Source organism: Psychrobacter sp. AOP3-A1-26 (assembly GCF_052378235.1).
Taxonomy (GTDB): Bacteria; Pseudomonadota; Gammaproteobacteria; order Pseudomonadales; family Moraxellaceae; genus Psychrobacter.
Window position 1 is genome coordinate 1 of the sequence record NZ_JBQSXN010000093.1, and the last position, 12169, is coordinate 12169.

General features: G+C 42.4%; 9 protein-coding genes and 1 other RNA gene. 7 read left to right on the plus strand and 3 right to left on the minus strand.

The genetic code is table 11. The features are described 5' to 3' along the window. The first annotated feature begins 165 nt into the window (after positions 1 to 165). The 4 genes from ACT3TU_RS12235 (at position 166) to ACT3TU_RS12250 (ending at position 5267) form a co-directional block, all read left to right on the plus strand. On the plus strand, positions 166 to 1905 hold the full coding sequence (locus ACT3TU_RS12235) for a glutamine--tRNA ligase/YqeY domain fusion protein (protein WP_444784422.1): 1740 nt from the start codon (positions 166 to 168) through the stop codon (positions 1903 to 1905). A gap of 506 nt (positions 1906 to 2411) precedes the next feature. Further along, the gene (locus tag ACT3TU_RS12240) at positions 2412 to 3050 is read left to right on the plus strand and encodes a peroxiredoxin (RefSeq protein WP_192529050.1); all 639 of its coding nucleotides are present in this window, start codon (positions 2412 to 2414) and stop codon (positions 3048 to 3050) included. A gap of 156 nt (positions 3051 to 3206) precedes the next feature. After that, a complete protein-coding gene (locus tag ACT3TU_RS12245; protein WP_192524838.1) occupies positions 3207 to 3869 on the plus strand; it encodes a glutathione S-transferase family protein in 663 nt (220 codons plus the stop codon). Between the two features lie 459 nt (positions 3870 to 4328). Continuing rightward, entirely contained in the window at positions 4329 to 5267 is a 939-nt protein-coding gene (locus ACT3TU_RS12250) for an META domain-containing protein (RefSeq protein WP_192524839.1), read from the plus strand. Between the two features lie 110 nt (positions 5268 to 5377). Here the strand turns inward: ACT3TU_RS12250 and ruvC are convergent, their stop codons facing one another. Beyond that, a complete protein-coding gene (gene ruvC, locus ACT3TU_RS12255; protein WP_192524840.1) occupies positions 5378 to 5962 on the minus strand; it encodes a crossover junction endodeoxyribonuclease RuvC in 585 nt (194 codons plus the stop codon). A 259-nt stretch (positions 5963 to 6221) separates the two neighbouring features. Here ruvC and ACT3TU_RS12260 point away from each other — a divergent pair, with 259 nt between their 5' ends. Continuing rightward, positions 6222 to 6851: an FxsA family protein gene (locus tag ACT3TU_RS12260; protein ID WP_192524841.1), complete on the plus strand. Its 630-nt coding sequence runs from the start codon at positions 6222 to 6224 to the stop codon at positions 6849 to 6851. 157 nt (positions 6852 to 7008) lie between these two features. Here ACT3TU_RS12260 and ssrS read toward each other — a convergent pair. After that, a non-coding RNA gene (gene ssrS, locus ACT3TU_RS12265) (6S RNA) lies at positions 7009 to 7204 on the minus strand. A gap of 261 nt (positions 7205 to 7465) precedes the next feature. Here ssrS and gpmI point away from each other — a divergent pair. Further along, on the plus strand, positions 7466 to 9124 hold the full coding sequence (gene gpmI, locus ACT3TU_RS12270; RefSeq protein WP_192523365.1) for a 2,3-bisphosphoglycerate-independent phosphoglycerate mutase: 1659 nt from the start codon (positions 7466 to 7468) through the stop codon (positions 9122 to 9124). A 281-nt stretch (positions 9125 to 9405) separates the two neighbouring features. After that, positions 9406 to 10857 (plus strand): S41 family peptidase, encoded by a 1452-nt coding sequence (locus ACT3TU_RS12275; protein WP_225736906.1) that lies wholly within the window; start codon positions 9406 to 9408, stop codon positions 10855 to 10857. A gap of 136 nt (positions 10858 to 10993) precedes the next feature. Here the strand turns inward: ACT3TU_RS12275 and ACT3TU_RS12280 are convergent. After that, on the minus strand, positions 10994 to 12169 hold a 1176-nt coding region (locus ACT3TU_RS12280), incomplete at its 5' end, for a sigma 54-interacting transcriptional regulator (RefSeq protein ID WP_444784423.1).

A 12169-nucleotide genomic window follows, 5' to 3' on the forward strand; every position in this document is an offset into this window, starting at 1 on the left:
GCCCTAATAGTTTGATTTTTATACCTGTTATTTTCATGATTGAGATTTTTTATAAGCCAGTGTTGTTTTAATGGCTTAGTTTTATTTCATAGATTAGTTTGAATTTTCCATGAGGCGTGATGGCACGTCGCATGAATTGACCATTTGCGTTAGGAGCAATACCCGATGAGTGAGCACTCAAGCAACCATGCACAAAAAGACGAGCAAAAAAACGATTTTATTCGTAATATCATTCGTGAAGATGTCAGTGCACAAAAATATCAGCAAATTGTCACGCGCTTTCCACCTGAGCCAAACGGTTACTTGCATTTGGGTCATGTAAAGTCTATCTGCCTAAACTTTGGGGTGGCAAAAGAGTTTGGTGGTGTCTGTAATCTGCGTTTTGATGACACCAACCCAACCGCAGAAAAGCAAGACTATATTGATAATATCAAAAACGATGTGAAATGGTTGGGCTTTGAGTGGGCGGGTGAAGCTCATCATGCCTCAGGCTACTTTGAGCAAATGTATGCATGGGCAGTGCAATTAATTGAGCAGGGCGATGCGTATGTCGATTTGCAGTCGCCTGAACAGATCAAAGAGAGTCGTGGTTCATTTAACGAAGCAGGCACAGCGTCACCATATCGTGATGCTAGCGTTGAAGAAAACCTCAAGCTCTTTAATGATATGAAAGATGGTAAATACGCTGAAGGTAAAGCGATATTGCGCGCCAAGATTGATATGGCAAGCCCAAATATGAATATGCGCGATCCCGTTATCTACCGCGTCATGCATCAAGCGCATCATCAAACCGGTGATAAATGGTGCATTTATCCGATGTATGATTTCGCCCATCCGCTCTCTGATGCGCTCGAAGGTATTACCCATTCGTTGTGTACGCTGGAATTTGAAGATCATCGTCCCTTTTATGATTGGGCAGTTGAAAAAATCGGTTTTGAGCAACCGCCGCACCAGTATGAGTTCTCTCGTTTAAATGTCGATCATACGATGACCAGTAAGCGCAAATTAAAGCAGCTGGTTGATGAAAATATCGTTAGCGGTTGGGATGATCCGCGCATGCCTACCATCGCTGGCATGCGTCGCCGTGGTTATACGCCAGAAGGCTTACGTGACTTCTGTGAGCGTGTCGGCGTGACCAAAGTAGACAGCGTCGTTGATTTTCGCTTATTAGAATTTAGCATTCGTCAGTCATTGGAAACCACCACTGCGCGCGGTATGGCAGTGCTCAAACCATTAAAAGTGACGATTACTAACTTTGCCGAAGCAGTCAGTAGTTGGGAGTCGCAAAAGGCTGATAGCGTCAGTGCGCGTTTTGATGATGCCGCGCAAACCTTATGGCTGACTCAGCCGAAACACCCTAATGTCGATATGGGCGAGCGTGAGATTCCATTTACTGAAACGCTCTATATCGATCAAGGCGATTACGAAATTGAGCCGCCAGCAGGTTATAAGCGTTTATCACCAGAAAAAAACGTGATTCGTCTGCGTAATACCTATGTGTTGGCTGTAACTGAGCATGTCCTAGATGACGCTGGCAATGTGATTGAGCTAAAAGCCACGATTGACCCAGCAACTTTGGGTAATAATCCTGAAGGTCGTAAGGTTAAAGGCGTGATTCATTGGGTGTCGGCCAGTCAAGGCGTGCCAGCCACCGTACGTATGTACGAGCAGCTATTCAGCGCTGAAGACCCCAGTAGTGTTGCTGATGTGCATCAAGCGCTAAACCCTAATTCGTTGACTGAGCTTGAGGCCGTGGTTGAGCCATCGCTTGCCAATGCTGAGGCTGGCACGCGTTTCCAGTTTGAGCGTGAAGGCTACTTCATCTCTGATAGCGAAGAACATAGCGGTGATAAGCCGGTCTTCAACCAAATCGTCAGCCTGCGCGATAGTTATAAACCAGCTTAACTTATAAAAGCTAGCGCCGCTAATGCTCATTTAAGGTATTACTAAACAATAGTGGTTTGCAAGCTTGCCCATTTCTAGTACGCTGGAGATGGGCTTTTTTATAAATGATAATGTTTTCTCTCAAAATGAGGGATTTAGAATGTAGTCCAGTCAAACTATAGTCCAAATACTTTAAAAACGCTACGATACTGCGGGTATAGTTTTTTTGCAGCCTCTGTCTGCGTAGGCACAGCAAGCAAGAAAACACGGTACCTGCAGTACGTGATGTAGCGATATTACTTCTCACTGACTATATTAAATCTACTTTTCTTCTTAGTAATAAATGGAATAACCGCATTACAATCCATCACAAGACATTCATAACCAGTTTGCTAAGATAGAATAGAATTTTTGCTGACGTGCTTTGAGTTATTGTGTAGTATTAGCTGAGCACGTTTGATAATAATAGAGCGTATGGATAGATTTAGGTCTTAACGCTCATTACTAATATAAATAAGGAATGAAACATGGCAAATTTACGTTTAGGTGATAGCGCACCAAATTTTGACGCGACAACCACTGAAGGTGATATCAATTTTTATGATTGGGCTGGAGATAACTGGGTGGTTTTATTTTCACATCCTGCAGATTACACTCCAGTATGTACCACTGAGCTTGGACGTACCGCAGCATTAGGCGGTGAGTTCCAAAAGCGCAATGTTAAACCAATCGCACTATCGGTCGATGGTTTAGAAGATCATAAAGGCTGGGTAGGTGATATCGAAGAAACTCAAGGCACTGCCGTTAACTTCCCTATTATCGCTGACTCTGATCGTAAAGTAGCGGATCTTTATGACATGATTCATCCAAATGCTGATAACACAGCGACGGTTAGAAGTGTTTTTATTATCGATCCTAAGAAAAAAGTACGTTTAACGCTGACGTATCCAGCCAGCTGTGGCCGTAACTTTGATGAAATCGTTCGTGTCATCGATGCAATGCAATTATCTGATGAATATAACATCGCCACACCAGTTGATTGGAAAGATGGCGACGACGTTATCATTCCACCAAGTGTTAAAAATGAAGATATTGCCGCAAATTATCCTAAAGGTCATACAGAAATTAAGCCGTATTTACGCACCACGCCTGCACCTAACAAATAAGTTGAGCGTACTTGATATTTGCAGTTGATTAAAAATAAAGAGCCCTATAACGTAACGTTATGGGGCTTTTTACTATTCACATAACAAGCAGCGTTATGGTTTTGCTATGATGATAAGAGTAGGTCGCTTGTTAGCCCATTTTACCAGGAGTTCGTTATGAAGAAATTATACGTTACCCGTACTGCGCCAAATCCCCGTAAAGCCCTTATTTTATTAGCGTCAAAAGGTATTGATGTTGATGATATCGATGACCTTGATGTGGTCGATATTGATTTTGCTGCTAATGAGCAAATGTCAGAGGCATTCACTAAAATAAATCCGATGCAGACAGTGCCAGTATTGGAGTTAGATGACGGTACCATACTTAATGATTCGCAGGCAGTATGTGAATATCTAGATCGCGTTTACGGTGAACGCTCGGTGATGGGTAACGACGTGGTACAACGTGCGCAAGTGTGTTCTCTACGCCGTATTGCTGAGTTTGAAGTGTTGTATAATTTTATGCTGGCTTTTCAGCACAGCCATCCATCTAAAGCCCAGCGTGTTGAGCAGGTTCCAGAATTTGTCGCGCCATCCATCGCCCGTGCTGTTAAAGCACTCGCTTATTTCGAAAATATTTTAGAGGATCGTGAGTACTTGGTCGGTGCACAATTAAGTTTTGCTGACATTGTGCTGTATTTAGGTTTAGATTTTGGCAAACTCCTTAAAGTGAATCCTAATGAGCAAGGTGAGAACTTAGCGCGTTTTTATCAGATGATGAATGAGCGTTTTAGTATTAAAAATATGGCAAATGCCAAACCAACAGAGACTAACGACTGATTTTAGCTTGTCGTAAAGTCTGCTTACCATAACAATGAGCAAAAATGAGTAAAAAGGTAGTTAACAGTAAATGTTAGCTATTTTTTTGACTCTTAAAATAGCTAGCACTAAACCATGAGTAAATTAAGCCCTTTTTAAAATATATAATAAAAGTAAACATTTCATTACATAAAACAGTGAGGTCGAGGTTATAGTGACTCAATTATCTTGATTCAAGAAAGTATGTTTTAAAAGCGTTCGATGACTAGGGCGTGTATGTTTTATGAGCTGAGCCCGTGGGCATCTACATATAGTCGATTCCATTTAAAACTATAGCAGTAGCTATGTTAATAGGCATGACTCTTTTTTATTTAGACTGGGCTATAGTAATTTCTATCAAGATAAAAACTTAAATGGGTTACTTTAAAATATTGACGTTAGAGAAGGAAGGTTGAACAAGCTTTCTAATAGGTATGTACTATGTTAGTTAGAACCACAAAACCAGCTTTAAGGTTGCTTTTATTACCAAGCGTATTGGTAGCGAGTTTGGCATTAAGTGCGTGTCAAAAAGATGCTACACCTACTGAAAATAGCATGTCAGATACGAGTGAAGTTGGTGCAGACACCAATGTGACGGAGAGTGAAAATGCGCAATCTGATACTAATATGACGACTAATGCCTCCGAAACCACCGAACTGACCGCGACAGAAAAGCTGAATACTGACTTGTCTCGCCATCGCTGGACGTTGGTCAGCGCGAAAGATTCTGCCGAGCAGCCAGTAAGTGCATTGATGGATATTAAAGATCAGGTGACACTGTCATTTAATCACTATCAGGGTCAAAATACGCTAAATTATAGCGTCGGCTGTAATACGATCAGTGCTGCCTATCAATTACAAAAGCATACTTTGACTATTGAAGATGGCATGAGTACTAAAATGTCGTGTGGTGATCTTGATGCCGCTGAGAGTCAATTAAACACAATGATGCAGGGTAGTAGTGAGCTAAAACTTAATGAAGGTGAAAACCCAGTATTGACACAAGTTGCTAGTGATTCTGTAACTTTGGTATGGAAAGGTAGGCTTACAGCCCAAGCCAAATACAACAGTAAAGGTGAGACCATATTTTGGGCCGTAAATGCTCAGAAAGTTCCTTGTGACGACAATAGCTCACAAAAGTGCTTACAAGTTAGACCCATTACTTATGACGACCAAGGTATTAAAAGCAGCGAAGGTAAGTGGGCAGCATTTAAGGGTGATATAGACGGTTACCAGCATGACGGTAAGCACGATGAGGTGATACGCCTACAACGCTACCCGCTAGACAATGGTGAAACGGCAGAAAGTGTTAATCGTGATGGTTCCGAAGACTATGCTTATGTATTGGATGCCGTCATTGAAAGTTCGGTAGCAAAATAAGTATTTAACGGATTAAATACCAAGAATAAAAAACACGCGTCCAGATGGTGCGTGTTTTTTTTGTACTTAGTATCATTTATTGGTTTATAGTCAGTAAAAAATATTGTTTTTTAACGTAAGTTTCCTAAGTCTTCTTCTGTCAAACGCCAGCGGCCCTTTTTCTTAGAAGCACCGCGTCCGCGCATGGCGCTGTTTAGTATCAATTTGTTCATTGAATGGCTGGAATGCGCATGACAAATGGCACAAGCAAGACCATCGGCAGCATCTTGTTGCGGCATAAAGTCTAACGACAGTATGCGACAAACCATTTCTTGTACTTGCTCTTTGGCGGCTGCGCCATAGCCACAAACGGCTTGTTTTATTTGGCGAGCGGTATATTCTGATACTTCCAAATCCAATGCCACCATAGCAGCAATAGCCGCTCCACGTGCTTGGCCAAGCTTCAACGCTGAGTCTGGATTTTCTGCCATAAATACTTGCTCGATAGCCGTATAAATAGGCTCTTCTGCATATTTTATATGATGCTGAGTAATACGCGTCAAACCATTGAAAATACGTTTAAGGCGCTCAGGCATCTCTTTGGTGTCTGTACGAATGGTCCCTGCATCGATATAAGTGAGTTTATCGCCTGTCTGTTGGACGATGCCATAACCGGTCATGCGTGAACCTGGATCAATCCCAATAATAATTGCCATAGTATTCCATCTTGCTTACATTTTATTTTATATTCAACCCTATATAAATCGGATACGGTGTCAGACTTGCTCAGCCTACTACTCGTAGTACTTTTACTCACCTTCCTTGTATCCAAATTATATTGTACTGACTATATGTCTTAAAAATTAGCCGTAAGTTTGATAGTATAGCAATCAATCCCCATATACATCATATGCTAGCCATTTAAATTTACATGGCGCTCAATTTTTTAGACTTTATCTTATAGGACGACACTTTATGGGTCAGATAGTTGGTATTGCCATCGTTTGGTTTATTATCGAAATGCTACTTTGGTATTTGCTTGCTCAGTTTATGAGTGGTTGGTGGGTATTTATGTGGTTTATTATCGCTGCTGTTATCGGCATCTCACTCATGCGTAAAGGCTTGGCCGCTCTCAATCCGATGGCACAGCAGATGAAAGCTGGCGGTATGATGAACCCATCGATGCGTCCGCAAGAGTCAACCATGATAAAAAGTGTGGCCATGGCGGCGGCAGGTATTTTATTGCTGATTCCTGGTGTGCTTAGTGATTTGTTGGCGTTACTCGTGATATTGCCACCTGTACAAAAGAAACTGAAAGACTTTGCCAATAATTACGTCATGAATAATCAGCAAAAAATGATGGAAATGATGGCCAAGCAGATGGGTGGACAAATGGGCGGCCAAAATCCATTCGGTGGTGCTGGTGGTATGGGTGGTCAAAACCCATTTGGCGGCGCAGGCGGTACGAATGGTCAAAATCCATTTGGTCAACAGCAACAAAACCCATTTGGTGATGTATTCAAGCAGCATACGACCGTTGATGGTACTGCCAAAAGCATCCCCAAAGATGTGAAAAAGATTACTAAATCAGCCAATGATGAATAGTCCATACGTTGTAAGTTGATAGTGGTGATTGTTTAATAATAAAGAAAATTAGCTATAAAAAAAGCCCCTTTCGTCAATGACAAAAGGGGCTTTTTAGTGGTTATCACTCATTTATTATAAACTAAATGAATCTAAATAGAAGAGCTACTAACCTAATATAACAACCGAAGTGCCGCCGTAAGATGGTGACCCATGAACCGTGAAGTTCAGGGCGGATGCGTCATTACCTCGGCAGGTTTCCTGATACACCGCAAGCGGTGCAGGCATACACAATGAAGTAATAGGTACCACATCCTGGTAAAGCATTATCGGCTCAGGGAATAAACATCTACTAGCCAACACTTCAGAATACATTTATCTTAACCAATGGCTTGAGGGATTGCAAGTACGAATTACAGATTGGTACTTATACAAATTGATACTTAGACTTAATAATTGGCATTATTGAGGTCATCACCTCCTAAAAAATCATTCAAATGGAAGCATAAAAAGCGCTTGATTGATAGCCTAAAAGGTCAATTTTTCAGCTATTTTGAGATGTGTGTTAATATAGAGGGCTTTAGAGATCCTAATACAGCATCATAGGCGTTCATTCACTTGAGGAGCGGTAATCAATGACCAACACCCAGCAACCATCAGAAGCTATTAATGATAATAAAGCGCAGCTTAATAATAAGCGAGATAGCGCAGAGGATAAAAAAACACCGCATGTCTTAATGATATTAGATGGTTTTGGGTATCGAGAAGATGATAAGGACAATGCGATCGCCGCCGCCAATATGCCAAACTTAGATAAGATTTATCAACAATATCCACATGGCTTGATATCAGCTTCAGGAGAGGATGTGGGATTGCCAGATGGTCAGTTTGGTAATTCAGAAGTGGGGCATATGAACTTGGGTGCTGGTCGGGTTCTTTATCAAGATTCGACCCGTATCTCAAGTGAGGTAGAAAATCGTGAGTTCTATAAAAACGAAGCGTTAGTCAATGCCGTAAAAGCGGCGAACAAGCTTGGTGGTAACGTCCATATTATGGGTCTGCTATCAGATGGTGGTGTGCATTCGCATCAAGACCATATCGAAGCGATGTGTCACTCGGCATTGGTACATGGTGCCAAAAACGTCTTTGTGCATTGCTTCCTAGATGGCCGTGATACCCCGCCCAAATCTGCCGATAAGTACATCAATCGTCTGCGCGACCATATCAATAAGCTCAATGCGCATTATGAAGGGGGCCGCGTACAGATTGCCAGTATCATTGGTCGCTACTATGCGATGGATCGTGACAATCGCTGGGATCGCGTACAAAAAGCTTATGAGCTGATCACTGAGGGTAAAGCGGATCGTTTGTCGACCCGTGCTGATGGTGCGGTGCAGGCGGCTTATAAAGCGCGCGAAACCGATGAATTTATCAACCCGACTGTGGTGATTGGTCGTGATGAAGTGCCATATACCGTTGATGATAATGACGCGCTTATTTTTATGAACTTCCGTGCTGACCGTGCTCGCGAGCTTGCGCAAGCCTTTGTATTGCCCGATCATGAGTTTTCAGGTTTTGCCCGTCATAAACAACCAAAACTTGCGGCATTTGTGATGCTGACTAAATACTCAGATATTTTGGCAGACAACCCAAAAACCAGTATCGCTTATTATCCAACCTCATTGACCAACACGCTTGGCGAGTATTTGCAGGATAAAGGTAAAACCCAGCTACGTATCGCGGAAACTGAAAAATACGCCCATGTGACGTTTTTCTTTAGTGGTGGCCGTGAGGAAGAGTATAAAGGCGAAACCCGTATCTTAGTACCTTCTCCCGATGTTGCGACTTATGATCTAAAACCTGAAATGAGCGCCCCAGAAGTGACCGATGAATTGGTGGCGGCTATTGAGTCTGGCAAATATGATGTGCTGGTGGTCAACTACGCCAATGGTGACATGGTCGGGCATACCGGTATATTCGACGCAGCGGTGCAAGCTGTAGAAGCATTAGATGTCAGCGTTGGTCGCGTAGCAGCAGCAGTTCGTGCAGCGGGTGGGGATATGCTTATCACGGCAGATCACGGGAACTGTGAGCAAATGCAAGATTACGAGAGCGGTCAAGTCCATACTCAGCATACGACAGAATTGGTACCACTCATTTATATTGGTGAGCAAAAAGTAACAGTACGTGATGGTGGTAAGCTTAGTGATGTGGCACCGACTATCTTAGCGTTAATGGATGTTGAAGCACCCGCTGAGATGACAGGTGAGAGTTTATTGATTCCAGCATCATAAGCCTGTTATTTAATATGTTGACAGCTTCTTAGTACGGCTAAAACAATAAAAGTAGAAAGGAGGGATAGTGATTATCCTTCCTTTTTTTATGTGTTTTTTACGATACATTTCGCCTAAGTTACTTGCAATACTAGCCTAGTCTTAGATAGTGGCTTAGTGCTATTTTATAGGATATTATTCATAAATGACCATACAATAACTTTAAAAATACAGTGATTTTTTTTATGCATATTATCAAACCTCTATTTTTATTAATGTCTAAAAGATTGGAAAAATCAACGATGACAGTATCTATTAATACTAATTTTCTTAGCTTTCGTTTATTAAAACCGGCACTGATTACAGGTTTGATGGGATTTACTGTAGTGAATATCCCTGCCCATGCCGCTCTCAATAATGATGACAGTAATCCAACGGCAAGTTTGCAATTGATTAGCTTAAATGCAGATGATGTGCCAATCAACAATGGCGCTGATGACTTATCAGATATCGCCGATTTGTTAGAATCTGCAGACCAAGTCGATGACTCAATAGATGCTGTGCCTGATGAAAGCGTGTTGAACAACGACTCAGATGACATTAATACGGATATTCCAGAAGAAGTCGCGGAGGTGTCATTAAAAGCTATATCTCCTGAAACGCTAAAAACATTTGTCGCCGTGGTTGATTTAGTTCGCCGTGAATATGTTGATGCTGTGAATGATGAGGAGTTATTCAACAATGCGATGAGTGGTATGTTGACTAAGCTCGATAGTCATGCAGAGTTCTTAGATGCCGAAGCTTATGAAAATCTGCGCGCTTTTACCGAAGGGGACGTTGGCGATATCGGTATCAAGGTGGAATATCAGTCAAAAATTGGCTACTGGGTCATTACTGAGGTCATTGACGATTCACCTGCCGATAAAAAAGGCATCGCTGTTGGTGATTACTTGCATCAAGTTGCCGAGTTTAAACTTGATCAGGACAAAGAGAATAATGATATCGAGCAACTTTTAACTGGGATTGCTGGTACGCAAGTGGATGTTGTGACCTCTAAAGCGGGTCGCCGTAAACATACCACGACTTTACAGCGTAATAATAACCACCCACAAATTATTGAAACAAGGCTTACGGATGGAATCGCTATTGTTAGATTGCCCGCGTTTCAAAATAATAGCCGTGAAAAATTGCTACAAAGTTTAATCAACTTAGAAGCCCCTGTATCAGGTATTTTATTAGATATGCGTGACAATCCAGGAGGGGTGTTAACGTCGGCTATAAGCGTCGCCAGCTTGTTTATGAATGATACCGATGTGGTACAAGTAAAAGGCCGCCAAAGTGACTCACGGACGCTATCGACTCAAGGTACGGCGTTACTCGAATCATTACCAGTAGTTGTTTTACAAAACAGATATTCAGCGTCAGCAGCAGAAGTGTTGGCCAGTAGCTTGCAAGCGCAAAAGCGTGCCACTATCGTTGGTGAGGTCAGTTATGGCAAAGGGTCGGTGCAGTCGGTGATACCGCTCAATGATGAGCAGGCAGTTAAGCTAACCGTCGCCAACTATATGACGGCATCAGGCAGGAAGATAGACGGGATTGGGGTAGAGCCTGATGTGATATTATCAGGTAGTGAGCGTACATGGGAGCAGCAGGCGCTTGACTTGTTGCAAGAGCAAGCACTTGATTCGGGGGTTCGTTTTGTCCGAAAACCCTCTGAAAAAGATAAGGCTGGAACCAGCAATAAAAATTTATAACAGGAGCACGTAGCTAACAAAGTATCGTTTTTATTTAGAACTGCCTATACTAAAACTAAAATAGGCTGTATCAAGCTTGATTGGCTGACAGAAATAAGCTAACGAAATATCATAACCACATTGTGGTTTTTGCCGGTCATGATTTAGAATAATTTTCATCGATTTCTAACTTTTTCATGCGATAGCGTAAAGAGCGAAAAGTGGTCCCAAGCAGTTCTGCCGCTTGAGTTTTATTCCCGCCAGTTTGTTTAAGTGCAGTGATAATCAGCTGTGTCTCTTGTTCTTGTAAGTAATGCTCCAAACCTTCAGACGGTAATTCGCCATCAGCGAAGGCACTTGGGTTGGCTGACGTGTCGTTCTCAGTCTCAATAAAGTGACGATCGATAGATTGTTTTTTACGGTCGTTATTAGTAATAGTGGCATTAGGTCGCTCTACCTCGTTAGCGACTGAGCGCTGTATCATAGAAGAGTAGTGCTGAATATTAGTACGATAGGGGTGCAAATTAGAGGTTGTTTGCTGCATCTTTGCCGTGGTCGTTCTGTCTGTAGGCTGAGAGATGTGCTCTTGATTGTCTATCGATTGCGTTGCCAGTGGCTCATGTATTTTTTGCTCGGATAACTGAATATTAGGAATACTTGAGAGCCCATTTTGACCTTGAGATATTGTACTTTGATTAGCAACGTCAAAGTCAGCATCAAGCTCGGGTAGGCCTAAATGACTGACATCAATATGTGACGTTTCCGCTAAGGTTACAGCGCGCTCGAGTATATTACGTAGCTCACGGACGTTGCCAGCAAAATCATGGCATTGTAAGCGCTGGCAAGCCTCCATCGTTAATGATGGCGGCGTCTCTAACTGCCATTCACCAGCAATCATGGCCAAAAAATATTCTGCCAAGACAGGAATATCATCACGACGCGAATTAAGCGTTGGTAGCTTTAATTCAATAACATTAATACGGTAGTACAGATCTTGTCGAAACGTACCATCCTGCACCAACTGGCTCAAATCTTTATGGGTTGCAGATAAGATACGAATATCGACTGGCGTTTCTTTTGTATCGCCAATGGCACGTACCGTTTTTTCTTGGATGGCTCGTAGCAGCTTTACTTGCATCGCCAAAGGCAAGTCGGCCACCTCATCTAAAAATAAGGTACCACCGTTAGCCTGCTGGAAAAGACCTTGCTTGTCAGCGACAGCACCTGTGAAGCTGCCTTTTTTGTGACCAAAAAACTCCGACTCCATGAGCTCTGAAGGTATCGCCCCACAGTTCACTGGCACAAAGCTGCCATCCCTGCGCGGGCTTAAGTC